Annotated in this window: 23 protein-coding genes and 2 pseudogenes; 15 read left to right on the top strand and 10 right to left on the bottom strand. The window is 73.3% G+C overall.

From position 1 onward, the window contains the following. Positions 1 to 99 precede the first annotated feature (99 nt). Both ACZ5TL_RS07850 and ACZ5TL_RS07855 read left to right on the top strand, forming a co-directional pair. Positions 100 to 468 (top strand): SH3 domain-containing protein, encoded by a 369-nt coding sequence (locus ACZ5TL_RS07850; RefSeq protein WP_468588500.1) that lies wholly within the window; start codon positions 100 to 102, stop codon positions 466 to 468. A 61-nt stretch (positions 469 to 529) separates the two neighbouring features. Continuing rightward, positions 530 to 904: a peptidase M23 gene (locus ACZ5TL_RS07855; protein WP_468588501.1), complete on the top strand. Its 375-nt coding sequence runs from the start codon at positions 530 to 532 to the stop codon at positions 902 to 904. 299 nt (positions 905 to 1,203) lie between these two features. On the opposite strand, the gene ACZ5TL_RS07860 is transcribed toward ACZ5TL_RS07855, so the two are convergent. The 4 genes and pseudogenes from ACZ5TL_RS07860 to ACZ5TL_RS07875 form a co-directional block, all read right to left on the bottom strand. Beyond that, complete coding sequence (locus tag ACZ5TL_RS07860; protein ID WP_468588502.1) at positions 1,204 to 2,760, bottom strand: protein kinase domain-containing protein; 1,557 nt, start codon at positions 2,758 to 2,760, stop codon at positions 1,204 to 1,206. Beyond that, a complete protein-coding gene (locus ACZ5TL_RS07865; protein ID WP_468588503.1) occupies positions 2,757 to 3,548 on the bottom strand; it encodes a serine/threonine protein kinase in 792 nt (263 codons plus the stop codon). Before ACZ5TL_RS07865 ends, ACZ5TL_RS07860 begins: the two co-directional genes overlap by 4 nt. Positions 3,549 to 3,634: 86 nt before the next feature. Continuing rightward, positions 3,635 to 3,964: pseudogene (locus ACZ5TL_RS07870) on the bottom strand (SAM-dependent methyltransferase); the annotation flags it as partial. A gap of 6 nt (positions 3,965 to 3,970) precedes the next feature. Next, complete coding sequence (locus ACZ5TL_RS07875) at positions 3,971 to 4,933, bottom strand: SCO2400 family protein (protein WP_468588504.1); 963 nt, start codon at positions 4,931 to 4,933, stop codon at positions 3,971 to 3,973. Positions 4,934 to 5,300: 367 nt separating this feature from the next. On the opposite strand from ACZ5TL_RS07875, the gene ACZ5TL_RS07880 reads away from it, so the two are divergent. After that, complete coding sequence (locus ACZ5TL_RS07880; protein WP_468588505.1) at positions 5,301 to 5,750, top strand: spore-associated protein; 450 nt, start codon at positions 5,301 to 5,303, stop codon at positions 5,748 to 5,750. Positions 5,751 to 5,852: 102 nt separating this feature from the next. Here the strand turns inward: ACZ5TL_RS07880 and ACZ5TL_RS07885 are convergent, their stop codons facing one another. Further along, positions 5,853 to 7,241, bottom strand: a complete 1,389-nt coding sequence (locus ACZ5TL_RS07885) for a glycoside hydrolase family 43 protein (RefSeq protein WP_468588506.1) — start codon at positions 7,239 to 7,241, stop codon at positions 5,853 to 5,855. Positions 7,242 to 7,483: 242 nt separating this feature from the next. Here ACZ5TL_RS07885 and ACZ5TL_RS07890 point away from each other — a divergent pair, with 242 nt between their 5' ends. After that, complete coding sequence (locus tag ACZ5TL_RS07890; protein WP_468588507.1) at positions 7,484 to 8,932, top strand: amidase; 1,449 nt, start codon at positions 7,484 to 7,486, stop codon at positions 8,930 to 8,932. Between the two features lie 141 nt (positions 8,933 to 9,073). After that, entirely contained in the window at positions 9,074 to 9,529 is a 456-nt protein-coding gene (locus ACZ5TL_RS07895) for a type II toxin-antitoxin system PemK/MazF family toxin (protein ID WP_468588508.1), read from the top strand. Here the strand turns inward: ACZ5TL_RS07895 and ACZ5TL_RS07900 are convergent. Then, complete coding sequence (locus ACZ5TL_RS07900) at positions 9,514 to 10,353, bottom strand: TIGR02452 family protein (RefSeq protein ID WP_468588509.1); 840 nt, start codon at positions 10,351 to 10,353, stop codon at positions 9,514 to 9,516. The genes ACZ5TL_RS07895 and ACZ5TL_RS07900 overlap by 16 nt on opposite strands. 291 nt (positions 10,354 to 10,644) lie before the next feature. Between ACZ5TL_RS07900 and egtA the strand changes: the two genes are divergently transcribed. From egtA to ACZ5TL_RS07925, 5 genes are all read left to right on the top strand, one after another. Next, positions 10,645 to 11,946 carry an ergothioneine biosynthesis glutamate--cysteine ligase EgtA gene (egtA, locus tag ACZ5TL_RS07905; protein WP_468588510.1) on the top strand — a complete coding sequence of 434 codons (1,302 nt, stop codon included), beginning with the start codon at positions 10,645 to 10,647 and terminating at the stop codon, positions 11,944 to 11,946. Beyond that, positions 11,943 to 13,286 carry an ergothioneine biosynthesis protein EgtB gene (gene egtB, locus ACZ5TL_RS07910; RefSeq protein WP_468588511.1) on the top strand — a complete coding sequence of 448 codons (1,344 nt, stop codon included), beginning with the start codon at positions 11,943 to 11,945 and terminating at the stop codon, positions 13,284 to 13,286. The genes egtA and egtB overlap by 4 nt, the downstream gene beginning before the upstream one ends. After that, the gene (gene egtC, locus ACZ5TL_RS07915; protein ID WP_468588512.1) at positions 13,286 to 14,074 is read left to right on the top strand and encodes an ergothioneine biosynthesis protein EgtC; all 789 of its coding nucleotides are present in this window, start codon (positions 13,286 to 13,288) and stop codon (positions 14,072 to 14,074) included. Before egtB ends, egtC begins: the two co-directional genes overlap by 1 nt. Further along, positions 14,071 to 15,033 carry an L-histidine N(alpha)-methyltransferase gene (gene egtD, locus ACZ5TL_RS07920; RefSeq protein WP_468588513.1) on the top strand — a complete coding sequence of 321 codons (963 nt, stop codon included), beginning with the start codon at positions 14,071 to 14,073 and terminating at the stop codon, positions 15,031 to 15,033. Before egtC ends, egtD begins: the two co-directional genes overlap by 4 nt. Before the next feature lie 114 nt (positions 15,034 to 15,147). Beyond that, positions 15,148 to 15,363: a dodecin gene (locus tag ACZ5TL_RS07925; RefSeq protein ID WP_386353072.1), complete on the top strand. Its 216-nt coding sequence runs from the start codon at positions 15,148 to 15,150 to the stop codon at positions 15,361 to 15,363. Positions 15,364 to 15,514: 151 nt separating this feature from the next. On the opposite strand, the gene ACZ5TL_RS07930 is transcribed toward ACZ5TL_RS07925, so the two are convergent. Beyond that, entirely contained in the window at positions 15,515 to 16,009 is a 495-nt protein-coding gene (locus tag ACZ5TL_RS07930; RefSeq protein WP_468588514.1) for a phosphatase domain-containing protein, read from the bottom strand. 699 nt (positions 16,010 to 16,708) lie between these two features. Between ACZ5TL_RS07930 and ACZ5TL_RS07935 the strand changes: the two genes are divergently transcribed. The 3 genes from ACZ5TL_RS07935 (at position 16,709) to rpmF (ending at position 18,911) form a co-directional block, all read left to right on the top strand. Further along, entirely contained in the window at positions 16,709 to 17,050 is a 342-nt protein-coding gene (locus ACZ5TL_RS07935) for a DUF485 domain-containing protein (protein ID WP_468588580.1), read from the top strand. Next, entirely contained in the window at positions 17,044 to 18,639 is a 1,596-nt protein-coding gene (locus ACZ5TL_RS07940) for a sodium/solute symporter (protein WP_468588515.1), read from the top strand. The genes ACZ5TL_RS07935 and ACZ5TL_RS07940 overlap by 7 nt, the downstream gene beginning before the upstream one ends. A gap of 101 nt (positions 18,640 to 18,740) precedes the next feature. Further along, complete coding sequence (rpmF, locus tag ACZ5TL_RS07945; protein WP_356095963.1) at positions 18,741 to 18,911, top strand: 50S ribosomal protein L32; 171 nt, start codon at positions 18,741 to 18,743, stop codon at positions 18,909 to 18,911. 31 nt (positions 18,912 to 18,942) lie between these two features. Here the strand turns inward: rpmF and ACZ5TL_RS07950 are convergent, their stop codons facing one another. Then, positions 18,943 to 19,650: a nucleotidyltransferase domain-containing protein gene (locus tag ACZ5TL_RS07950; protein WP_468588516.1), complete on the bottom strand. Its 708-nt coding sequence runs from the start codon at positions 19,648 to 19,650 to the stop codon at positions 18,943 to 18,945. A gap of 187 nt (positions 19,651 to 19,837) precedes the next feature. Here ACZ5TL_RS07950 and ACZ5TL_RS07955 point away from each other — a divergent pair. Next, a pseudogene (locus ACZ5TL_RS07955) lies at positions 19,838 to 20,128 on the top strand (LLM class flavin-dependent oxidoreductase); the annotation flags it as partial. Between the two features lie 11 nt (positions 20,129 to 20,139). Beyond that, entirely contained in the window at positions 20,140 to 22,488 is a 2,349-nt protein-coding gene (locus tag ACZ5TL_RS07960) for an ATP-binding cassette domain-containing protein (protein WP_468588517.1), read from the top strand. Positions 22,489 to 22,618: 130 nt separating this feature from the next. Here ACZ5TL_RS07960 and ACZ5TL_RS07965 read toward each other — a convergent pair whose 3' ends face one another. After that, on the bottom strand, positions 22,619 to 23,443 hold the full coding sequence (locus ACZ5TL_RS07965) for a lysophospholipid acyltransferase family protein (RefSeq protein WP_468588518.1): 825 nt from the start codon (positions 23,441 to 23,443) through the stop codon (positions 22,619 to 22,621). Continuing rightward, positions 23,440 to 24,207 (bottom strand): GNAT family N-acetyltransferase, encoded by a 768-nt coding sequence (locus tag ACZ5TL_RS07970; protein ID WP_468588519.1) that lies wholly within the window; start codon positions 24,205 to 24,207, stop codon positions 23,440 to 23,442. Before ACZ5TL_RS07970 ends, ACZ5TL_RS07965 begins: the two co-directional genes overlap by 4 nt. Between the last annotated feature and the right edge of the window lie 62 nt (positions 24,208 to 24,269).

The following is a 24,269-nucleotide window of genomic DNA, read 5'->3' on the forward strand; positions in this document are numbered from 1 at the left end:
CGATCCTGACAATTGTCAGGGACCGCGTCGCCCCGGGTCTCCCTACAGTTCTGAGCGTCGGCCCACACCGTTCGGCCACACCGTCAGGGGGAACTCGACATGCCCACTCGTCTCTTCGCCAGGGCCGCGCTCGTCGGTGCCGGGGCGCTCGCACTGCTCGGCCCGCTCACCGCCGCGACCGCGGCCGCCGCCGGCGAGCAGGGCGGCGCCCGCGTCATGGCCGCGCCCTACGCGGTCGCCCCGTACGAGAACGTCAACGTCCGCTACGGGCCGGGCACTTCCTACGGCATCTACGCCACCGTTCCGGCGGGCCAGCCGCTCGGCGCCTACTGCTGGACCCGCGGCGAGCGCATCACCGACAACGGCTACTCCAACGACGTCTGGGTGAAGCTCCTCCAGGGCTACGTCAGCGCCGTGTACCTCAAGGGCGACGCGTACGGCGGCCTGCCCGCCTCGGCGCGCTGCTGACCCGGACCATGACCACGTCCGACCACACCATCCTCACCACCGTCCAACGGGGGACAGACACATGAAGCGACTGATCATCCGTACCGCCCTGGGCCTCGCCGTGACCGCGCTCGCCGTAGGCGGCCTCGCCACCACGGCCCAGGCGGCACCGGCCGGCGCACGCGGCGGCGACCCGACTCTCACCGACGTCTACGTCTGGGCCACCGACGTCAACCTGCGGCAGCAGCCGACCACCGACTCCCCGCGGCTCGCGGTCCGTTCGCGGTGGTGGGCGGACGCCATCTGCCAGACACAGGGCCAGACCGTGCACGACCCGGCGGTCGGCACCAACAACTGGTGGACCGCCGTCATGGAGTTCTCAGGCAGCGACGTCGCCTGGGTGAACAACCTGTACATCCGGGGCGGCCAGAAGATCGCCGGAGTTCCGGACTGCTGACGACCGTCCCACGCGGTCCTGCGGCGCCTTCGACGAGCACGTCGGGATCGCCGGGTCGCTTCACCGCCCCTGGGCGGTGAAGCGGGGCTGGTCCGGGAGGTACGCGCAGGGCACGTGCGGCCCGGAGGGAGCGGCCTCGGGAGGGCGGGCCCCGATCAGCGCGCCGGACAACCGGCTGCCGAACGTCCCGGAATGCGGCCGGCCGCAGCCGTGACGGGAACGGGGGACGAGCGGTGGGCGGGGGCCTCCAGGGGCCTCGGCCCACCGCTCGCCTGTGCGCGTCCCCTGCCCGGGAGGACTCAGGGCTGGTAGTCGGCGAGGTAGCGCAGCACCTTGTCCACGTGCGGCCGCACCCGCTCCGGGACGCCGCGCTGCTCGATGACCGTACGGTCACTGGTGCGGTAGCCGGCCGCGATCAGCGCGGGCAGGTCCTTCGCCGGCAGCCCGGCCTCCTTGAAGCGCTGGTCGAGCCAGCACACGTACCCGCTCATGGTGGAGATCGCGTCCGGCGGCGACATGTGGTCCTTGTCGCCGTCACCGTCGCCGTCCACCGCCCAGGCCCGGAACACCGACGGCGTCCACATGGCGATGCCGTACTCGTCGCTCTCCGGGCGGGCGGCGTCCGGGTCGAAGCCGCTCTCCGCCTTGACCAGCGCGGCGAGCAGGGCGGGGGTGATCTCCTCGTCGGTGCAGCGGTGCGCGGCGCGGGTGATGACCGGGCGCAGCGCCTCGGGGACGTCGGAGTCCTCCGGGATCTCCCCGGGCGCGCTGCCGTGCGCGCCGGTGACGGCGGCGGGGGCACCGCGGTCGCGGTCGTCGTCGCGGGAGTCGCCGGGTCCGCCGAGCAGGGCCACCCCGGCGAGTGCGGCGGCGGTCACGACGACGAGCCCGGCCGCGACGGCCGGCACCAGGCGTCCTCGGCGGCGTCGCGGACCGCCGGTGATGTCCTCGACCCGGGCGGTGAGACTCCGGGCCGTGTGCGGGAGACGGGTCGTGTGGTCCGGTGCCAGGCAGTCGGCGATCAGCCGGCGCATGTCCTCGTCGAGCCCGGCGTCGAGCCGCAGGGACGCGGTGCCGCGGGCGTAGGCCTGGGCGGCGAGCGAGCGGGCCCGGGCCGTCGCGCCGGGGAAGGGGTGGAGCCCGCCGGTGAGCACTTGGTGGGCGAGGACACCGAAGGCCCATATGTCGGCGGTGGGCCGGACGACGGCGCCCTGGGTGCCGGTGCGCTGGGACCACCACTCGGGCGGCAGGTGGTCGAGCGTGCCGAGGGGCGGCAGATGGGCATGGGTGCCGTCGAGTTCGGCGGCGAGACCGAAGTCCGCCAGCCACACCCGCCCGCCCGGTCCCAGCAGGACGTTGGCGGGCTTGAGGTCGCCGTGCACCCACCCGGCGTCGTGCATGTGGGCGAGTCCGGCGGCGACCCCGCGCAGGACGCGAGGCGCGTCGTCGATCGGCCCGCCCGTCCCGGCGGCGTCCAGTACGTCCTTCAGGCTGGCCTCGGCCCGGTCCATGACGAGCGCGATCGCCCCGTCCAGCGCGGGCACGCCGGGTGCCTCGACGGTGCACACGGCGTGGGTGCGGACGAGGTGGGGATGGTCGGCCTCCGCGCTGAACCGGACCTCGCGCGCCACGAGTTCACCGAGCGCGGCGCGCTGCCCGGGGCCCAGGGCGCCGGTCGGGAGCACCTTCACGGCCGCGGGTGTGCCGTCGGTGACGGTACGGGCCTCGTAGACGGTCCCCCAGCCGCCGGAGCCGATGACCGCGCCCACCTCCCAGCCCTCGATGCGGAAGCCCTCCGGGAGGCGGGGCGGCCGGGGCGTGTCCAGGTCGTCGTCCCGGGCGCCGGGCGTCGTCATGCGCCGGTCTCCTGCGGGGCCGGCCGGCCGGCGCTGCGGGGCGGCAGCAGGCTGAGGTGCTCCTCGCGCACCAGCCCGAAGCGCAGGGCGACTGAGGCGAGCCGGGTGCGCTTGGCACCGGTGCGGCCGCCGTCCGCGGTCGTGGCCTCGTCGCCGGGCTCCAGGCGCAGTTTGGCGAAGGCGAGGTAGTCGATGTGGTAGTTGACCGCGGAGCGTGTCAGGTCCTGGCAGGACTCCAGGGGCCGCAGCCGCTCCACGATCTGCCCGACCCCGGGCAGGGCAGCGTCGGAGAGGTCGCGCAGCCGGGGTTCGCACAGGGCGACCAGGACGAGGAAGTACTTCGACGTCGGGTCCAAGGCGAAGGGGTGCACGGTCTGTTCGCCGCCGCCCGGCGCGGACTGCTCGCCGAGGTAGGCGTGCTGGGGTGCGAACACCTTGAACGTGGCGGTGCCGGACAGGGCGGGCAGCACCACCCGGGAGAACTCGAAGGGCACGGGCGCCCCGAGCCGCCCGGGGGCGACGGTGAGGTACTCGCCGGCGCCCTCCAGGTTCTCCACCACGTACGACACGCTGCGGCTGTAGTTGGACAGCCGCCAGTAGTCCCCGGCCGCTTCCAGTTGCCCGGCCCGGCGGGAGACACCGGGGTCGGTCAGGACGATGCGCACCCCCGCCCCGCCGCGGCCGAAGTCCGCGATGTCGCCCGGCCCCAGGTGGATCAGTTCGGGACTGCCCGACGCGTCGGCGCCCCACTGGGGCGGACCGGGCAACTGCACGATGATGGTTTCCACGCGGACTCCCCCGCTGACGACGCCCCGTTTCGGTCGCCAGGATTGTACGGGCGGACTCCCCTGCCGCGGAGCCGGCGCGGCCCGTCTCAGCGGCCGTTTCCCGGACGCCGTGCGACGAACACGAACTCCCGGCCCGGCCGGTCCGGTGCGTCCCGCACCTCCTCCACGACGTGCCCCGATGTGGCGAGTTCCGCCTCGGCCTCGTGCCGCTCCCTCAAGCGCAGCGTCGAGTCCGGCGTCAGCACCTGCCCGTCCGCGGCGAACACACAGGTCCAGCGGAACGTCACCAGCGGCCCGCTCACGTCGAGCAGGTCGGCCCATGACTCGACCGGGCCGGCGCCCGGCACGTCCGTCACGCCGTAGGTGTCCTCGCGGTTCCACTCCTCCCAGGCGCGGCGGGCCGGGATCCGGGTCTCGATGTCTCAGCCGAGGCAGATGACGAGCAGGCAGAGTTCCTTGGACTGCGAGTCGGAGGGGGACGTGGCGGGCTCGGTGGTGCTCGCCGCGGGCGGGGGTGTCTCGGGGGACTCCGCCTGCTGCGTGTCGGTGCCGGTCCCGGCGGCCGGCGGTGTCGTCGGCTCGGTGGCGTTCGAGGCGGACGAACCGGCGTCGCCGGTGACCGTGTCGACGGTGTTCGGGGCGGTGGTGCGCCGCTGCGGGGTCGTCAGCGGCAGTTCGCGCGGCTCGGCGGCCGATTCCGTTCGTGTGTCCGTGGGCGTGGTGCGGGGGTCGGCGGCGCGGGGCTGCTGGTGGCGCGAGGCGCGGCCGGTGTGCGGCGGGGTGGTGGGCGAGGAGTCCGGGGTGTCGTACCGGCTCGACGTCGGCTCCGTGTACGTCGGCGCCTCGCCCTTGGCGCCGCCCATGGTCGTGTTCTCCGGCGCGGTGGACGCCTGCACACCGGACGTGGCGTCGCCCTTCAGCCCGGCGACCGTCAGCCCGCCGCCGACGAGCGCGACGGCGGTCGCCACCACGGCCCGGCGCTGGTTCTTCTTCCAGCGGGCCATCTGACGGCGCCGTGCCGCCCGCCCCTGCGGCCGGGCCTCGTCGCCCTCGGTCGTACCGGTGTCCGGGGAGTCGTGGCCCTCGAAGGCGTCCTGGGCCTCGTGGGCGGCGTAGGCGGTGCCGGCCTCGCGCGTGCCGGTCCGGGGCCCGTCCCACACGGCCCCGTCCCACATGCTCCCGTCCCACTCGGTCCCGTCGTGCCACGTGTCGGGGGCGGCCGGGTGGGCCCATGCGGCCGGTCCGCCCGAGACCATGGCGGCCGCCATGGCCGGGCCGGGAGGGCCGTCGGCGGCGGAGGGGTCGATGTCCGGGGCGTAGGCGCCGCACCCCGGGCAGACCAAGGCGCCGTTGAGGTGCCGACGGCACGAGGAGCAGTAGTCCATGTGTGGTCTATCCGATCTGGCTGTGCCTGCGGCTCGTCGGCCGCGGCCTGGTCACGTTCGCACGTGGGATCGAGCCGTAACGCTAACGAGACTTTGGAAGGGCGGTGTGCAGCCCGTGTGATACCCCTGCACAGATCCTCTGGATCTCACGTGTGCCGTAACCGACTCATGAGTAGAAGCGGCGCCGCCCGGGCAAGCTCGGCCACCCGCCGCCGACGGCCGCCCGGGCCGCACCCACGGGACCGGATCTCTTCCGTCCCAACGCCAACTCCCTCAATTTCGCTGCGAAATGAAGCACAACCCTTTGGACACCCCGAGGGTCACACCATGCAGGAGCAACCACCTCGAAGAGTTGCAAGGGGGAAATATGAGATTCATCCGTTCCGTCCTGGCCACCTCCGCCGTGGCGGCACTGGCGCTGGGGACCATGACCGCCCTGGCGTCGCCCGCCTCCGCCGCGCCCAACACCACGCCGCAGAAGGTCTGCGGAAGCGGCTACAAGACGGTCAACTCGGCGGCCGTCGGCTCGCTGGGGACCGTCTACCTGACCTACAACGCCTCCAACGGCCAGAACTGCGTCGCGACCATCCGCAACAACCCGGGCACGGCCGTCAACATGTCCGCCTGGATCTACGTCCCGGACACCGACGAGAGCCACTACGACGAGGGCCTCTTCACGTCGTACGCCGGTCCGACCTACGTGCACGGCAAGGGCCACTGCGTCGACTGGGGCGGCAGCATCGCCAACACGTACGTGCAGGTGTACGGCTCCAACTGCGGCTCCCTGAAGGAGCACCGGGTCACCTTCACCCGCTGATCCCTCCCCAGCCGGGCCACCACGGTCCCCCGCCGCGCGGTCGCGGGGGAACGGGGTGGCCCGGTCCCTTCCTGTGCCGTGCGCGGGGGCTCGGGGGCGCGCTCAGGCCCAGGCCGTCACCGGCACGAACGAACTGTCCTGGCGGAACAGGTCCGTTCCGTTCGAGCGCTCCACGCGCAGCTGGTAGGAGTAGTGACGCAGGTAGTACCCCGGGTAGTTGTACGACTCGAAGCGGACCGAGCCGGAGGCCGTGCCGGAGCGGAGGATGAACGTGGCGTCCCTGGCGAAGGTGCTCGTGCCGTCGTTCGCGTCGAAGCGGGCGCGGAAGTCCCAGTGGCGCAGGTAGTTGCCGGCCGCGTCACGGAAGGAGCAGCCGCTGCCGTCGGCCAGGCCGGCGACGACCGTGAAGGTGGCGGCCCGCTTCTCGGCGGTGGTGCTGGAGCCGCTGACCACGGGCAGGTTGAGGAGCGAGGACTGCTGCTGCCAGTAGCGGGACGGGTAGTTGGCCGACCGGAAGGAGCGCGTGACGTTCCGGGGCAGGCTCGGGCCGCCCGCGACCGTCTCCTTGACCACCGTGAAGTGCCGTGCCGTGCCGGAGATCCCGGGCAGCGCGGCCGGTGCCGTCCAGGTGGCGAAGGTGTCGTGGCTGTCGCTGTAGTAGTAGGTCCCGTCGCCGTAGCCGTCGAAGAACATCCGCCAGCCGCCGTTGTCGAGCCGCACCAGCGCCGGGCCCTCGCGGTAGCTGCCCCAGCCCGCCCAGTTGCCCGTCCTGCGGATCGTGTACGGGCCGGCGAGGTTCGAGGCGGTGGCGTACTCGATGTACTTCGTCGTCTCGTTCTTCGGGAAGGCGTGGTACGTCGAGCCGGTCTTCACGATGAAGGTGTCGATGTGGTTGGCGCCGATGCCGGAGAGCGCCACGGGTGAACTCCACGCGGTGAGAGCCGAGTTCGTGGCCCTCAGCAGATATGGCGTGAAATTCCACTCGTTGTCCGTGGTGGAGCAGGACACGATGATGCTGACGCTGCCGTCGCTGTCGACGAAGAACTCCGGCGCCCAGGCACGGGAGAGCCGGGCGATGGGGACGGTGTAGTCGTAGAGGAACGTCCAGTTGACGCGGTCGGAGCTGCGGGCGAAGCCGATGGTCGTGCTGCGGTCCTGCCAGGTGCGCGTGGTGTAGGTGACGTAGTAGTAGCCGTCGGTGTGCCTGATGATGCTCGCGTCGCGGATCCGGCCCGCGGGCGGTGTGTACGCCGAGGAGCGCAGCAGCCGGAAGTCGGTGGCGTCGTCCGACTGGTAGACGTTGACCGTGCCGTCGGTGCTGTTCAGGAACGGCACGATCGTGTAGCGCGTGGCCGAGCCGTTCGGGGGTGCGGCGGCCAGGGCGCTGCCGAGCAGTGCGGGCGCTTCGCCCAGCAGTGCCGCCGAGGCGGGCAGGACGGCCAGGGCGCGCAGCAGCGTGCGGCGGGACGGGGCGGCGGGGTCTGGAGTCACGGACGGCTCTCCCTCGGGCACCGAGATTCGATATAGCGAACACAGTTCGGCAACTCGATCAGTGGGTAGGGGCTCAGAACGTAGGGGCGACACCGAGGGGCGTCAATGGTTTGAACAGGACTCGACGCGCCCAGTGGGGTAGATGTGGCCAGTGGGCGAACGTCCACTTCGGTCGTCGGCGTTCCGCCACCGGCCACCGGACGTTACCGTTCGGTAGACAAGCTGCTTCCGGAGGTGGCCGCATGACGCTCGACCGTTCCGAAGGCCTGGCGGAGACCGCCCGTGCGCTGGCCGCCGGGGACGTGACGTCCCGGGCGCTGGTCGAGCGGACCCTGGCGCGGATCGAGGCGGCGCAGGGCGGCATCAACGCGTTCCGGATCGTGCGGGCCGAGGCGGCGCTCGCCGAGGCCGACGCTGCCGACCGGGAGCTGGCCGCGGGCACGCGGGGCCCGGCGCCGGAGGGCGGGCGCAAGCCGCTGCTCGGTGTGCCCGTGGCCGTCAAGGACGACATGGACGTGGCCGGCGAGCCCACCGCCTTCGGCTGCTGCGGCGAGTTCCCGCCGGTCGCCGAGGACGGCGAGGCGGTACGGCGGCTGCGCGCCGCCGGGGCCGTGATCGTCGGCAAGACCAACACCTGCGAGTTCGGGCAGTGGCCCTTCACCGAGGGGCCCGCCTTCGGTGCGACCCGCAACCCGTGGAGCACGGACCACACGCCCGGCGGTTCGTCGGGCGGCTCGGCCGCCGCGGTCGCCGCCGGCCTCGTGCCCGCCGCGCTCGGCTCCGACGGTGCCGGCTCGGTGCGGATCCCGGCCGCCTGGACCCATCTGGTCGGCATCAAACCGCAGCGCGGCCGGATCTCCACCTGGCCGCGCGGCGAGTCCTTCCAGGGCATCACCGTCAACGGCACCCTGGCCCGCACGGTCGCCGACGCGGCCCTGCTGCTGGACGCGGCGAGCGGCAACCATGCCCAGGACCCGCACCGGCCCCCGGCCGTCGAGGCGTCCCGGGCGCTCGGCCGTGACCCCGGACGGCTGCGCATCGCCCTCTCCCTCAAGCCGCCGTTCACGGCGGTGCCGGCCCGCCTGCTGCCGGAGGTGCGGACCCGGGTCGTCGAACTCGCCGAGCGGCTCGCCGCGCTGGGGCACACGGTCGAGGAGGCGGACCCGCCGTACGGGCAGATCGGGCTGACCTTCGTGCCGCGCGCCACGGCCGGGATCGCCGAGCGGGTGGGCGAGGCGCCCTTCCCGGCGCTGCTGGACCGGCGCACCCGGGAGGCGGCCCGGCTGGGCCGGCTGCTCGGCGGGGCACCGCTGCGGGTGGCCCGGCGGGCGGAGGCCATGCTGCACCGCCGTATCGGCGGGTTCTTCACCTCGTACGACCTCGTCCTGGCGCCCACGACCGCCGCTCCCCCGCCCCGGATCGGCGCCCTGCTGGAACTCAGCGGTTTCGCCACCGACCGGGCGATGATCGCCGCCTGCCCGTACGCCTGGCCGTGGAACGTGCTGGGCTGGCCGGGGGTCAACGTGCCCGCGGGGTTCACGCCGGACGGTCTGCCCGTGGGCGCCCAGTTGCTGGGCCCGGCGAACAGCGAGCCGCTCCTCGTGCAGGTGGCCGCGCAGTTGGAGGCGGAGCTGCGCTGGGCCGAGAAGTGGCCGTCGCCGCCGGTCACGGCACGCTCCGCCGCCGCGTGAGCGGCCGCACGCCGCACGCGTCGCGGCGACGGGTGGGCGCTTCCAGGAGACCTCACCGCTCAGCGGGCAGGCGGGAAGGTGCCGATGGACGAGAAGCGACCCGGAGGGCGTGCGCGCCGGGGCAGCCTCTAAGGTGCTTTTGTGAGCACGTTCGCCGAAGAGGCCGCAGAGAACGTCCCCGGCCGTCACGGCCTCTCCGCCACCGTCCAGGCAGACCCGCGCGAGGTCGGCCGGGTGCGCACGGAGTACTCCCCCGCCCATGACGGCGATCCGGACCCGGGCGAGGTCGTCTGGACGTGGGTGCCCTTCGAGGAGAACGACGGGCGGGGCAAGGACCGCCCGGTGCTCGTCGTCGCCCGCGAACCGGCGGGGACCTTCCTCGCCGTGCAGCTGTCCAGCAAGCGGCACGACGGCGACCGCGAGTGGGTGCCGATCGGGAGCGGTCCGTGGGACCGGTCGGGCCGGGACTCATGGGTCGACGTCGACCGGGTCCTGCGCCTGCACGAGGACGGCATGCGCCGGGAGGCCTGCGCGCTGGACCGCATGCGGTTCAACCTGGTGAGGCGCCGGCTGCAGGAGCGCTACGGCTGGAGCTGAACGCCGTCGCCACGGCCGGTGCCGAGCACCTCCTCGAAGGCGCCCAGCACCGCACGGCCGGGCGCCTTGTCGAGGATCCCGAACACCACGTGCTCGAAGGCCCCCGCGAACCGGCCGCCGGGCCCCAGGAGCCCTCGGAACGCCCCGGCCACCCGCGCCGGGTCGTTGCGGAACACCCCGCAGCCCCAGGCGCCCAGGACCAGCTTGCGGTAGCCGTGGGCCGCTGCCGTCTCCAGGACGCGTTCGGCACGGACCGCGAGGGCCCGCGGCAGCTCGGCCGCGCGTTCGGGTGCCGTGCGGAGCACCACGCCCGCGTTGGGTGCGGCGGAGGTCAGGAAACCGGCGGTCCATGGCTCGTCCAGCAGGACGCCCCGGTCGTCGCGGAAGACGGGCACGCCGGGTGAGTGGATGACACGGTCCGTGTAGAACGGGTCGCGGTGGGCGCGGTGATGGTCGTAGAAGGCCCGGGCCCGGAGCAGACAGGTGTAGAGCGCCGAGGCGCGGCACAGGGCCTCTTCCTGGGCCTGGGCGCCGTTGAGGTAGCCGCCGCCGGGGTTGCGGGCGGAGGCGAAGTTCAGCACGGCGGCGCCCCCGCCGAGCCGGCGGGCGGCTTGCAGGCTGCTCTCGTCCGTGACCTCGATCAGCGTCCTTGTCACCCGGACGGATGACACCGGCACCGGTTCCGGGCCGTACGTGCGCGTGCCCTCGCGCGCCGCCCGCAGCTCCGCCGCGATCGACACCTCGCGGCCGTCCGGCGCCCGGTAGGCGCCCACCGCGACGATCTGCTCGGTCTGCCGCGCGACACCGCGCAGGCGCGCGCTCACGGCCCGACCCCCGTCCGCGCCGTGACCGCGAACCCCGCGGCCGTTCTTGTCGTGCTCACGCAGGCATGGTGGGCGGTCCCGTGGTTGCGGCGCAACGGAGTTTTCGCCGTCGGAGAACGCCGGAGACAGCCGCCGGGAACTCGCGGTGATTCCGAAAGACCAACCCGGAACGCCCCGGTTCGCCCCCTTGTGCCGAGCGGTGCGACCGTCTTGGGTGGGACGAGTTGTCCCGGCCCGGGCCGCCGAAGAGCCCGGACCGATGACATGGTGGAATCTCAGGAGGATCCCGACATGTCCGAATCGGTAGCTGGCTGTACCCGGCCACGCACCTCACTGTCCGAAGCCGAGGTCGAGGCACTCGTCCGCGGCATCTGCTTCAAGACCGGCCCGCCGCGCCGCCTCGGCGTCGAGGTGGAATGGCTCGTCCACGAGTTGCGTGCCCCGCAGCTCCCCGTCACACCCGAACGACTCGAAGCGGCCTACGCCGCACTGCGGACCCTGCCTCTGAGGTCGGCGCTCACCGTGGAGCCCGGCGGCCAGCTGGAGCTGAGCTCGCCCCCCGCCGCCTCGCTGACGGAGTGCATCGCCAACGTCTCCGCCGACCTCGACGCCGTCCGCGCGGTCCTGCGCCAGGAGGGTCTCGCCCTCGTCGGCCTGGGCCAGGACCCCTGGCACGAACCCCGCCGGTTCCTGCGCGAACCGCGCTACGACGCCATGGAGACCTGCCTCGACCGCACCGGCCCCGCCGGCCGCGCCATGATGTGCGCCTCCGCCTCCGTGCAGGTGTGCCTGGACGCCGGCCACGAGGAGCCCGGCCCCCTCGGCCACGTGCGGCGCTGGTGGCTGGCCCACCATCTGGGCGCGGTCCTGGTCGCCGTGTTCGCCAACTCCCCGCTCGCCGGTCACCGTCCGACGGGCTGGCTGTCCACCCGGCAGCTGACGTGGACGCGGATCGGCGCCGGCCGGGCGGGCGGACCGCCGCTGGACGCCGACCCGCGCGGTGCGTGGACCCGGCACGTGCTGGACTCCCCCGTGATGTGCGTCCGGCGCGACGGCGGGCCCTGGGACGTCCCGGACGGTCTCACCTTCCGGGAGTGGATCCGCACCGGCGCGCCCAGGCCTCCCACCCGGGAGGACCTCGACTACCACGTCACGACGCTGTTCCCGCCGGTCAGGCCCCGCGGCCACCTCGAACTGCGCATGATCGACGCGCAGCCCGGCGACGACGGCTGGATCGTGCCGCTGGCGGTGGCGGCGGCCCTGTTCGACGACCCGGAGGCCGCCGAGACCGCCTACCGGGCCGTGAAGCCGCTGGCCGAGCGCACGCTGGGGATGCCCGCGCCGCACAATCCGCTGTGGCTCGACGCGGCCCGCTCAGGCCTCGCCGACGCGGAACTGCGCGAGGTGGCCGTCACGTGCTTCACGACCGCGCTGGACGCCCTGCCGCGGCTCGGCGCCGCCCCCGAGGTCATCGAGGCCGTCACCGCCCATCTGGACCGCTATGTCGTCCTGGGCCGCTGCCCCGCCGACGACCTGCTCGACCGCCGGCGCGGCACGGACGCCCGCGCCCACGGGAAGGACTTGCACCCATGACCGACACCCCTCCCGCTGTCGCCCCGGACGCCGGCACCGGCGACCCGGAGGCGCTCCGCGAGCGGGCGGTCGCCGCGCTGGTCGTCGCCCGCGACCGCACCACCCTGCTGACGAGCTGCGTCGAGGAACCCGACCTGACCGCGCAGCACTCGCCGCTGATGTCGCCGCTGGTCTGGGACCTCGCGCACATCGGCAACCAGGAGGAGCAGTGGCTGCTGCGGGCCGTCGCCGGGCAGGAGGCGATACGGCCCGAGATCGACACCCTGTACGACGCCTTCGAGCACCCGCGCGCCGAGCGGCCGAAACTGCCCCTGCTGTCGCCCGCGGAGGCCCGCACCTACGCGGCCGACGTGCGCGGCCGGGCGCTGGACGTGCTGGAGAAGGCCACCTTCCACGGGACACGGCTGACGGAGGCCGGGTTCGCCTTCGGGATGATCGCCCAGCACGAACAGCAGCACGACGAGACCATGCTGATCACCCATCAGCTGCGCAAGGGTCCGCAGGCCCTGACCGCGCCCGGCCCGGAACCGGTGCCGCTGTTCACCGGCCCCTGCGAAGTCCTCGTGCCCGGCGGGCCGTTCACGATGGGCACCTCCGGCGAGCCGTGGGCCCTGGACAACGAACGCCCCGCGCACCGCCGGGAGGTGGCACCGTTCCACATCGACACCACCCCGGTGACGAACGCCGCGTACCAGGCGTTCATCGAGGACGGCGGCTACGACGACCCGCGCTGGTGGGCCTCCGAGGGCTGGGCGCACATCCGCAAGCACGGCATCGACGCCCCGCTGTACTGGCGGCGGGACGGAAAGCAGTGGCTCAGGCGGCACTTCGGCGTCATCGAGGCCGTCCCGCCCGACGAGCCCGTGCTGCACGTCTGCTGGTACGAGGCCGATGCCTACGCCCGCTGGGCCGGACGCCGGCTGCCCACGGAGGCCGAGTGGGAGAAGGCGGCCCGGCACGACCCGGCCGGCGACCGCTCGACGCGCTACCCGTGGGGCGACGCCGACCCGGGCCCCGAACACGCCAACCTCGGCCAGCGGCACCTGCGCCCGGCACCGGCCGGGAGCTATCCGGCCGGCGAGTCGCCGCTCGGAGTACGGCAGTTGATCGGCGACGTGTGGGAGTGGACGGCGAGCGACTTCCTGCCCTACCCGGGGTTCCGGGCGTTCCCGTACAAGGAGTACTCGGAGGTCTTCTTCGGCCCCGAGCACAAGGTGCTGCGCGGCGGTTCGTTCGCGGTGGACGCGGTGGCCTGCCGGGGCACGTTCCGCAACTGGGACTACCCGATCCGGCGGCAGATCTTCGCCGGCTTCCGCACGGCCCGGTCGGAGGATATCTGATGTGCCGTCATATCGCTTACGTGGGACCGGAGGAGCCGCTCGGCCAGCTCCTCGTGGAGCCCCCGCACGGACTGTACCGGCAGTCGTGGGCGCCCCGGCACCAGCGGTACGGGACGGTCAACGCCGACGGTTTCGGCGTCGGCTGGTACGCCGAGGGCGACCCGGTGCCGGCCCGCTACCGCCGGGCCGGGCCGATCTGGGCGGACCTGTCGTTCGCCGACCTCGCCCGGGCCGTGCGGTCCACCGCGCTGCTCGCCGCGGTGCGGGACGCGACCCTGTCGGGCGCGGACGCGGAGGCCGCCGCAGCCCCGTTCGCCGCGGGGACCTGGCTGTTCAGCCACAACGGAGCGGTCAGGGGCTGGCCCGGCTCGCTCGCCCCGGTGTCCCGGAGCCTGCCGCCGGAGGACTTGCTGTCCCTGGAGGCGCGCAACGACTCGGCGCTCGTGTGGGCGCTGGTGCTGGCGCGGCTGCGAGGCGGTGACGAGGAGGGCCAGGCCATGGCCGACACGGTCCTGGAGGTCGCCGCGGCGGCCCCTGACTCCCGGCTCAACCTCCTGCTCACCAACGGCGACACCATCACCGCGACCACCTGGGGCGACACCCTGTGGTACCTCACCCGGCCCGGCGGCGGCACCGTCGTGGCCTCCGAGCCCTACGACGACGATCCGCACTGGCAGGAGGTCCCCGACCGCACCCTGCTCGCGGCGAGCCGCACCGACGTGCTGCTCACGCCGCTGAAGGAGCCGACCGACGCCTTCGCGCCCACTCCGAAGGAGCCCCGTACGTGAGCCCGTTCCGCCTCACCCGCACCCTGCCCGAGGACGCCACGGACGCCGCCCTGCGCGCCGACGTCCACCGGGGTCTGACCGGGCGCCCCAGGACGCTGCCGCCGAAGTGGTTCTACGACGCGCACGGCAGCGACCTCTTCGAGAAGATCACCGAGCTGCCCGAGTACTACCCCACCCGCGCCGAACGCGAGATCCTCGTGGCGCGCTCCGGCGACATCGCCGCGGCGACCCGGGCCCGCACCCTCGTCGAGCTCGGCTCCGGCTCCTCCGAGAAGACGCGGCACCTGCTCGACGCCCTCACCGGTCTGCGCACCTACGTCCCCGTCGACGTCAGCGGCAGTGCCCTCACCCAGGCCGGGGAGGCACTCGCCGCCGAGCGGCCGGGGCTGGACGTGCACGCCCTGATCGCCGACTTCACCGCGGAACTGACCCTGCCGGACACGCCGGGCCCCCGGCTGGTGGCGTTCCTCGGCGGCACGCTCGGCAATCTGCTGCCCGCCGAGCGCGCCGCGTTCCTGGCGTCCGTACGCGCCCTGCTCGCCCCGGGCGACGCCTTGCTGCTGGGCACGGACCTGGTCAAGGACGAGGAGGTGCTGGTCCGGGCGTACGACGACGCGGCCGGGGTGACGGCCGCGTTCAACAAGAACGTCCTCACCGTGATCAACCGTGAGCTCGGCGCCGACTTCGACTCCGGCGCGTTCGACCACGTGGCCCTGTGGAATGCCGAGCACGAGTGGATCGAGATGCGGCTGCGGTCCTGTACGGCGCAGACCGTGAAGGTGCCGGCCCTGGACCTCGCCGTCGATTTCGCGGCGGGCGAGGAGATGCGCACCGAGGTGTCGGCGAAGTTCCGGCAGGACGGCGTGCGCGCCGAACTGTCCGCGGCGGGACTGGACCTGACCCACTGGTGGACGGACGGCGCGGGACGGTTCGCGCTGTCGCTGAGCATGGCGCGCTGACACCGGTGACCCCCACGGCGGCGGAGGCGGCGGACGACGTCTCGCGCTTCGCCGCCGCGTGGGGCACGGTGGAGTCACGCGTGACACACCCGTCACTGGAAGAGGAGCAGCGGCATGTCGAACCACACCTACCGGGTCACGGAGATCGTCGGCACCTCGCCCGAGGGCGTCGACCAGGCCATCCGCAACGGTGTCGAGCGGGCCTCGCAGACCCTGCGCAACCTGGACTGGTTCGAGGTGACGCAGGTGCGCGGCCAGCTCGAGGACGGGCAGATCGCGCACTGGCAGGTGGGGCTCAAGGTGGGCTTCCGGCTGGAGGAGTCCGAGTAGGGCACAGGGCTCGGTCCAGCAGAGGCCCCGAGGCGGGCACGGCCGGGCTGCCCGCCCCCCGGGCGGGCGTCCTCGCCCGGTGATACCGGGCGGAGAGGTGAACGGTCCGTGCCTTCGCGGTCCCGGTCCCGGCCCCCTCCCGCTCCCGGTATCAGGTCCGTCCTTCCCGCTCCTGCGCGACCTTCATCTCGGCGGACCGGGTGGCCCAGTCGGCCTGTACGACGGTGAAGCCCGCGCGCCGGGCGTCCGCGCAGACCAGTTCGTCGTCGTCCACCAGGACGCGGATCTCGCGGGTGCGGGCGAGCCGCCGCAGGATCTCCAGCTTGGTGAACCGGGCGGGCCGGCGGTCGGCGTCCCGCCGCATGTACACGCGCCCCTCGGGCAGCCCCTGGGCCGCCAGCCAGTCCAGCGTGTCGCGCCGGCAGCGCTCGGGCCGCCCGGTGAGGTAGACGATGTCGCACTCCCGCGCGCTCTCCGTCACCAGCGCGAGGCCCTGCGGGATCGGCGGGTCCTGCGGCGCGGCGGCGAAGAACCGGTCCCAGTCACGCGGCCGGCGCTCCAGGAACCGCTGCCGGTGCGCGGTGTCGGCAAGGGTGTTGTCCAGGTCGAACACGGCCAGCGGGGCCTTGCTGCGGTCATCACTCACACGCTCACCCTAGGGGGTGTCTCGAAGGTCCTGTGAGGTGCCCGCGGTGTCCGGTGCGTGCTCTGGGGGTACCCCCCTGCTCGAAGAGCTTGGGGGAGCGTGCCGGGCGCCGTGGGTGCTGTGCGGGGCCTTCGAAACACCCCCTAGCCGCGACGGGCTTCCGGGCGGCCTCGCGGCCCGGTTCCCGGTGTGCGGCACATATGAGACAGCCTGGCCGGAGAATGTGTCCGTTCTGCGCACCCGCGGCCCCCTTCCCGCAGGCCGTCGCCGTGCGGCAAGCCCTCACCAAGGTCGTGAACGCGCCATGGACACAGGCCAGCTCACCCACACAGTTGATGGCTCAAGCACAGCACTGACATACTCCGCTCTCAGCCTCGCCACCACCCGTGGACGGGGCTGGCCGGGGATCTCCGCACAGAGCCCCGAGGCCGTCCGCGTGCATCCGGACAGCGAGTTTTCCGGATGCGCGAGTCCCCACAGAGCCCGCACCCTCACACCGTGTCCGGCGCGCCTCCACCCTGCCCGGAAGCCGGACGCGACCACTGACCCGAAGGGGTCGAGTGCGGGGCACACAGCAGCGAAGAAGGTGCGCCTGTGCCCGAATATTCACCGCGGCGGGATGACACTCCCACATTCCCGCTTCCGCACGTCGAACACGCTCCGCCGTCCCGTGTATCCGACCACGCCGAGTTTCACTCTCTGCGTCGCGCGCAGCGCCGGTTCGGCGTCCGGGCGACGATCTTGTCCGTCGGCGGTTTCCTCCTGTACGTGCTGCTGTCGAGTTTTGTGCCCGCGGTGATGAACGCGCCGCTGTTCGGTCACCTGACGATCGGACTCACCCTGGGGCTCGGGCAGTTCGTCGTCATGGGCGTGACCGCCTGGTGCTACGTCCGGCACATGCGCACCCAGGTCGATCCGCTCGCCCGCGGGCTCAGGTCCCGGCTGCACGAGAACCAGAGCCGTCGCGCCCGCGCGGCCGTGCCGCCCCAGGGCGCCGGACAGCCCCTCCAGCAGGGGACGAGGGGGTTCCGCACGTGGTGACCGCCGCCGCCATCGACGACAGCAGTCTGCAGCTGACGTTCGTACTGTTCCTGACCGTGGTCGTGATCACCCTGTTCACGGCCCTGCTGACGGCCCCTCAGCGCGACGAGATCAGCGAGTTCTACCTCGGCAACCGCACCATGTCGCCCCTGCGCAACGGCCTGGCGATGTGCGGTGACTACCTGTCCGCCGCCACCCTGCTGGGCAGCACCGGGCTGGTCGCGCTGACCGGGTACGACGGGCTGATGTACCTCGGCGGCACCACCGTCGCCTGGATGATGGTGCTCCTGCTGATCGCCGAACCCCTGCAGCGCACGGGCAGGTTCACGCTCGGTGACACGGTGGCGCTGCGTCTGCCCCGGCAGCAGCGGCCGGTGCGGGTCGCGCTGGCGATCTGCATCCTGGCCATCGCGACCCTGTACCTGGTGGCCCAACTCGTGGGCAGTGTCGCCCTGCTGACCCAGTTCACCGGTGTGCCGAGCGCCACGACGCGCACCCTGTGCGTGGTCGTGATCGGCACCTTCGTCATCCTGTACGCCTCTCTCGGCGGCATGCCCGGGGCGACGGTCATCCAGATCATCAAGGCCGTGATGCTGGTGGTGGGTGTGCTGTTCACCGCGGGCTGGGTGCTCCACCACTTCGACTGGAACCCCAACGCGCTGCTGGAGCGGGCGGCCGAGCGCAGCGGAACCGGTGCGGCCTTCCTCGAACCCGGACTGCGCTACGGCGGCACCATCAGCAACAAGCTGGACTTCCTCAGCCTCGAACTGGCCATCGTCCTCGGCCTCGCCGCCCTGCCCCACGTGCTGATGCGGCTGCTCGCCCCGCGCAGCAGCGGCGTCCTGCGCCGCTCCGTGCTATGGGCCGTCGGCCTGGTCGGCGCGGTCTGCCTCGGGGCCGGTGTCCTCGGCCTCGGCGCCACCGCGCTGCTCGGCCGCGACACCATCGTGAGCACCGACCGCACCGGCAACTCCGCCGTCCTGCTGCTCGCCCACGAGCTGGGCGGCAGTGTCCTCACCGCGCTGGTGACCTGCCTGGCGTATCTGACGCTGCTCGCCGTGGCGGTCGGCCTGACCCTGGCCGCCGCCTCGTCCCTCGCGCACGACCTGTACAGCGAGGTGATCCGCAAGGGCCGGGCCAGCGAGACGGAGGAACTGACCGTCGCACGGCTGTCCGGGGTGGTCATCGGCGTCCTCGGCATGCTGCTCGCCCTCGTCGCCTGGGGGGCGAACACGGCGACGCTCGCCTTCCTCGCCTTCGCCATCGCGGCGTCCGCGATCCTGCCGACGATCATCTACACCCTGTTCTGGCGGCGCTTCTCCGCCAAGGGCGCCCTGCTCAGCCTCTACGGCGGTCTGCTCTGCTCGGTGCTGCTCGCCGCGTTCTCCCCCGTCGTCTCCTCCGCCCCGGCCTCGTTCTACCCCGAAGCGGACTTCGCGTGGTTCCCGCTGCAGAACCCCGGCATCGTCTCCATCCCCGTCGGTTTCCTGCTGGGCTGGCTCGGCACGGTGCTGGACAAGGGCCCGGCCGAGGACGCCGGCACACACGAGGAGTTCGAGATGCGGATGCTCGTGGGCGCCGACGACTGACACCGGACGGGGACACCGGTGACCCTGCACCGGGGACGCGATTGTTAATGGGATCCATTTTCATGTAGCGTCCTCGGTGCCGTCCACCGAGGAGGAGTCCCATGGCTGTCCCGAAGCGGAAGATGTCCCGCAGCAACACCCGCCACCGTCGCGCCCAGTGGAAGGCGGCCACGCCCGCACTGGTCCCGGTCACCGTCGACGGCGTCCGCCACCTCGTCCCGCAGAACCTGGTCAAGGCCTACGAGCGCGGGCTGCTGCGCCCCGAGGGCTGAGCACCGGGACACGGGCGCCCGGTCGGCCCGCTCATGCGGCGACGGGTGAGCCGGACTCCGTGTAGAAGTGCGCGCGGACCCGGCGCAGCCAGGCCTCGACCGGCGCCTCGTCGGGCTCGTCCGGCAGCGCCGCGGGGCCCGCGTCGAAGGCGTCCTCGTACCGCCTGAGCAGGGGCAGCGCGGACGCCGGGTCGGCGGCGACGCGCTCCCCGAAGGCGTGGTACTCCTCCGGGTCGTCGACGCGGATGGTCAGCCGCCCGGTGGTGTACAGCTCCAGGCCCTGCCGGCACAGCCGCTTGAGATGCCGGGCGTGCTTCGCGGTGCGCATGCGGGTGTCCGCCGAGAACGAACCGTCACCCCGCGCATCCAGTCGCCTGAACTGCTGGGTGGCGTAACCGAGATAGGCGTCCCGGACGCGCCGGGCGGACAGGAAGCACGTACGGATGCCGACGAGTTCGTCGCCAAGCCCGGTCCGCACCTCGTACAGGTCGTCCGGGAGCCACACCAGCTCCATCACGGTCGGATTGCCGCCCAGGGCCAGCCGGCACCACTTGGCGGCCTCGTGCAGGGTACGGTCCGGCGCCGTGCTGACGTGGGACTCCTTGGGCCGGCGCAGGCCGTGCAGCTCCGCGGTGGGCGCGGCGAACAGCCCGAGGCGGTCGATGTCGGAGCCCTCGCGTGCGAGGCCGTACGCGGTCGATCCGACGATGCCGGAGAGCAGGACGTTGGGGACGGTCACGGTCGGCCGCCTTTCCTCTGGGTACCGGGACATTGTCCTGACGTGCGCGGACGCGGTCACCCGGTTTTCCGGCGCCCGCCCGCCGCCGCGTCGCGTCCCGGGCGGAATACCGGCGGACCCGCCCGGCGTAGACACTCGTATGGAACCCGTGCGCCTGTCCGTCCTCGACCGCTCCCGCACCCGCGCGCGGCTGCTGATCCCCGAGGTCTGGTCCATGGCGTACTCCCGCACCCACGGCACCTTCCCGCCGCTGCCGCCCGCCGAGCGCGTCGAGGCGCTTTCGATGACCGCCAAGGAGCGCGGCCTCTACGAGTCGGGGCTGACCGGTCATATCGCCGGCACCGAGGAGCAGGTCGTGTACGAGCTGGAGACGGTACTCAAGGAGACCGGCGCGCAGGTCCTGGTCACCACCAGCACCTACGGCCTTGGAGCCCTGCTGGACTCCTACCGGCGGCTGGCCGCGATCGCCTCCGGTTAGAGTCGGTGACCATGCACGGCCCCCATGACGCCCACGACCCGTACGTCCGTGTCCGCGGAGCCCGCGAGCACAACCTGCGTGGCGTGGATGTCGACATTCCCCGGGACGTGCTGGCCGTGTTCACCGGCGTGTCCGGCTCCGGGAAGTCGTCACTGGCGTTCGGCACGATCTACGCCGAGGCGCAGCGGCGTTACTTCGAGTCGGTCGCGCCGTACGCGCGCCGGCTGATCCACCAGGTCGGCGCGCCGAAGGTCGGGGAGATCACGGGCCTGCCGCCGGCCGTGTCGCTCCAGCAGCGCCGCGCGGCGCCCACGTCGCGCTCCTCGGTCGGCACGGTCACCAACCTCTCGAACTCCCTGCGGATGCTGTTCTCCCGGGCCGGCACCTATCCGCCCGGGGCGGGGCGGCTCGACTCCGACTCCTTCTCCCCCAACACCGCGGCAGGGGCCTGCCCGGCGTGCCACGGGCTCGGGCAGGTGCACCGTACGAGCGAGGAGTTGCTGGTTCCCGACCCGTCGCTGTCGATCCGGGAGGGGGCGATCGCCGCGTGGCCGGGGGCCTGGCAGGGCAAGAACCTGCGGGACATCCTGGACGCGCTCGGGTACGACGTGGAGCGGCCGTGGCGGGAGCTGCCCGCCGGGGAGCGCCAGTGGATCCTGTTCACGGACGAGCAGCCGGTGGTCACCGTGCACCCGGTGCGGGACGCCGACCGCATCCAACGGCCTTATCAGGGCACGTACATGAGCGCCCACCGGTATGTGATGAAGACCTTCGCCGACTCCAAGAGCCCGGCCCTGCGGGCGAAGGCGGAGCGCTTCCTCACCAGCGCGCCCTGCCCGGCGTGCGGCGGGAGCCGGCTGCGGCCCGAGGCTTTGGCGGTGACGGTCGGCGGCCGGACCATCGCCGAGCTGGCGGCACTGCCGCTGGTGGAACTGGCCGCCGGTCTCGACGCGACCTCGGAGGCCGCCCGGGTCCTCACGGAGGATCTCAGGTCGCGTATCGCCCCGGTCGTCGAACTGGGCCTCGGCTACCTCAGCCTCGACCGGCCCACCCCCACCCTCTCCGCGGGCGAGCTGCAACGCCTGCGCCTCGCCACCCAGCTGCGCTCGGGCCTGTTCGGGGTCGTCTACGTCCTCGACGAGCCGTCGGCCGGGCTGCACCCGGCGGACACCGAGGCGCTGCTCACGGTGCTGGAGCGGCTGAAGACGGCCGGGAACTCGGTGTTCGTCGTGGAGCACCACCTGGACGTCGTACGCGGCGCGGACTGGCTGGTGGACGTCGGCCCGCACGCGGGTGAGCACGGCGGACGGGTGCTGCACAGCGGCCCGGTGGCCGGCCTGGCCTCGGTGGCGGAGTCGGCGACGGCCCGTTACCTGTTCGACCGCTCGCCACTCCCGGCCCGGGAGGTCCGCACGCCGAGCGGGTGGCTGAGGGCCGGCCCGGTCACCCGGCACAACCTGCGCGACGTGACCGCGGAGTTCCCGCTCGGCGTGTTCACCGCGGTCACCGGAGTGTCCGGCTCGGGCAAGTCGACGCTCATCGGCGAGATCACGCAGGACACGGCCGGGGTGGGCCGGCTGGTCTCGGTCGACCAGAGGCCGATCGGCCGCACCCCGCGCTCCAACCTCGCCACCTACACGGGCCTCTTCGACGTCGTCCGCAAGGTGTTCGCGGCGACCGACGGGGCGCGCACGCGGGGCTTCGGTGTCGGCCGGTTCTCCTTCAACGTGGCGGGAGGGCGCTGCGAGACCTGCCAGGGCGAGGGGTTCGTCAGCGTGGAGCTGCTGTTCCTGCCGAGCACGTACGCGCCCTGCCCGGACTGCGGCGGAGCCCGCTACAACCCGCGGACGCTGGAAGTGACGTACCGGGGGCGGAACATCGCGCAGGTGCTGGACCTGACGGTGGAGAGCGCGGCGGAGTTCTTCGCGGACACCCCGGCCGTCGCCCGCAGCCTCGGCGCCCTGCTCGACGTCGGCCTGGGCTACCTCCGCCTCGGCCAGCCGGCGACCGAGCTCTCCGGCGGTGAGGCCCAGCGCATCAAGCTGGCGAGCGAACTGCAGCGCGGTCGGCGGGGCCGCACGCTCTACCTCCTCGACGAGCCCACGACCGGCCTTCACCCGGCCGATGTGGACGTCCTGATGCGCCAGTTGCACGGCCTCGTCGACGCCGGGCACACCGTGATCGTCGTCGAGCACGACATGTCCGTCGTCGCGGGCGCGGACTGGGTGATCGACCTCGGCCCGGGCGGCGGCGACGCGGGGGGCCGGATCGTGGCGGCGGGGCCGCCCGGGGACGTGGCGCGCTCGGCGGAGAGCCGGACGGCACCGTACCTGGCACGCGCCCTGTCCGGGGCCCACTGAGGCGCGTGCGGGCGGGGCGCCGCACCTGATGCGCCGGTCCGCGCCCGGCGAACCGTCCACGCCGAGTGGTGCCGATGAACTGCCCCCACACACACGCGGTACCGCTTATACCGCCGGTACCGCGTGTGGCCTACGCGACCAGCACCGTGTGTGGCCAGGCCGGTGCCGCCGTCCGCTGTGGCTGGGCGGCGCGGGCGAGGGAGCGGCGGTCGGGGTGGCTGCCCGGGGGCAGGGCGTCCCGTACCTCGACCTCCGCGACCAGGCCACGGGCCGTCGCCACCCGCCACAGGGAGGCGAGCCGTGTGTCCTCGCCGACGTACGCGGGGACCGTGGTGGCCGCTCCGCCGTCGAGCCGGTAGCTGATCCGCACCGGCTGGACCGGCACCCCGGCGTCCAGGGCGGCCTGGAAGACGGCCCTGCGGAACGTTCCCTGGGCCCGGCCGCACCAGGTGCTGCCCTCGGGGAAGACCGCGACGGCGGCGCCCTCCCGCAGGGTCCCGGTGATCCGGGCGACGGTGTCCGGGAGCGCTCGCAGCCGGTCCCGGTCGATGAACAGGGTGCCGCCGCGCGCGGCCAGCGCACCGGCGACGGGCCAGCGCCGTACCTCGGTCTTGGCCAGCATCCGCGCGGGGCGTACGGCGGCCAGCAGCGGGATGTCCAGCCAGGAGATGTGGTTGGCGGCCAGCAGCAGTCCGCCGGTGGGGGCGGCGGCGCCGGTGATGCGGACGCGGACCCCTGCGGCCCGCACGATGCACCGGCACCACCGCCGCACCAGGGACGCCGGTATCCGTGCACCGAGCGGGGACAGCGCGATCCCCGCGAGCAGGAGCAGCACGACCGCGGTGAGCCGCAGCACCGCACGCGGCACGCCCCGCATCCGCACCCGCACCGCCACCGACGCCTCGACGCAGGCCCGGGGTGTGCAGGGCGCGGTGGGCAGCCAGGCGCTCGTCACGCCGGCACGAGGGAGAGGAAGTGCCGCAGGTAGCGCGGGTTGACCCGGCTCATCGGCAGCAGCACGTACAGGTCGGCGACACCGAAGTCCGGGTCGTGGGCCGGTGCGCCGCACACCCAGGCGCCGAGGCGCAGATAGCCGCGCAGCAGGGCGGGCGGCTCGGCACGGGCGGCGGGTGCGGGGCCCGGGACCCACGGCAGCAGCGGCCGGACCCGGAACTCCTGCGGCGACAGGTGCTTGGCGCTGACCCGCTCCCAGGTGGCGGAGGCGAGGGCGCCGCCGTCGGCGAGCGGGACGGAGCAGCAGCCGGCGAGCCACTCATGGCCACGGTCGGTCATATAGCGGGCGATACCAGCCCAGATGAGGCTGATGACCGCGCCGTCGCGGTGGTCGGGGTGCACGCAGGAGCGGCCGACCTCGACGAGCCGCGGCCGGATGCCGTCCAGCGCGGTCAGATCGAACTCGCCCTCGGAGTACAGCCGCCCGGCGACCGCCGCGCGCTCCGGCGGCAGCAGCCGGTACGTGCCGACGACCTGGCCGGTCGTCTCCTCGCGGACGAGCAGGTGATCGCAGTACGCGTCGAACGGGTCCACGTCGAGCCCCGGCCGCGGGCCGGCCAGCAGGGCCCCCAGCTCCCCGGCGAAGACGTCGTGCCGCAGCCGCTGCGCGGCACGCACGTCCTCCTCGTTCCGGGCGAGGGAGACGGTGTAGCGGACGGGGGCCGTGGGCGGGGCGGGGCGGTCGACGGTCAGTACGCCGGTCATGGCTTCTCCTGGTCACGGGCCGGGGGCAGCGAGCGATGCCGCCGCCCCCTGTTGTGCCCCTG

Source organism: Streptomyces sp. NPDC033136, from assembly GCF_055578235.1.

What these genes read in the sequence shown, in the direction of transcription:
- ACZ5TL_RS07850 (WP_468588500.1), top strand. Translation starts at nt 100, where the DNA reads ATGCCCACTCGTCTCTTCGCCAGGGCCGCGCTCGTCGGTGCCGGGGCG.
- ACZ5TL_RS07855 (WP_468588501.1), top strand. Translation starts at nt 530, where the DNA reads ATGAAGCGACTGATCATCCGTACCGCCCTGGGCCTCGCCGTGACCGCG.
- ACZ5TL_RS07860 (WP_468588502.1), bottom strand. Translation starts at nt 2,760, where the DNA reads ATGACGACGCCCGGCGCCCGGGACGACGACCTGGACACGCCCCGGCCG.
- ACZ5TL_RS07875 (WP_468588504.1), bottom strand. Translation starts at nt 4,933, where the DNA reads ATGGACTACTGCTCCTCGTGCCGTCGGCACCTCAACGGCGCCTTGGTC.
- ACZ5TL_RS07880 (WP_468588505.1), top strand. Translation starts at nt 5,301, where the DNA reads ATGAGATTCATCCGTTCCGTCCTGGCCACCTCCGCCGTGGCGGCACTG.
- ACZ5TL_RS07890 (WP_468588507.1), top strand. Translation starts at nt 7,484, where the DNA reads ATGACGCTCGACCGTTCCGAAGGCCTGGCGGAGACCGCCCGTGCGCTG.
- egtA (WP_468588510.1), top strand. Translation starts at nt 10,645, where the DNA reads ATGTCCGAATCGGTAGCTGGCTGTACCCGGCCACGCACCTCACTGTCC.
- egtB (WP_468588511.1), top strand. Translation starts at nt 11,943, where the DNA reads ATGACCGACACCCCTCCCGCTGTCGCCCCGGACGCCGGCACCGGCGAC.
- egtC (WP_468588512.1), top strand. Translation starts at nt 13,286, where the DNA reads ATGTGCCGTCATATCGCTTACGTGGGACCGGAGGAGCCGCTCGGCCAG.
- ACZ5TL_RS07925 (WP_386353072.1), top strand. Translation starts at nt 15,148, where the DNA reads ATGTCGAACCACACCTACCGGGTCACGGAGATCGTCGGCACCTCGCCC.
- rpmF (WP_356095963.1), top strand. Translation starts at nt 18,741, where the DNA reads ATGGCTGTCCCGAAGCGGAAGATGTCCCGCAGCAACACCCGCCACCGT.
- ACZ5TL_RS07960 (WP_468588517.1), top strand. Translation starts at nt 20,140, where the DNA reads ATGCACGGCCCCCATGACGCCCACGACCCGTACGTCCGTGTCCGCGGA.
- ACZ5TL_RS07970 (WP_468588519.1), bottom strand. Translation starts at nt 24,207, where the DNA reads ATGACCGGCGTACTGACCGTCGACCGCCCCGCCCCGCCCACGGCCCCC.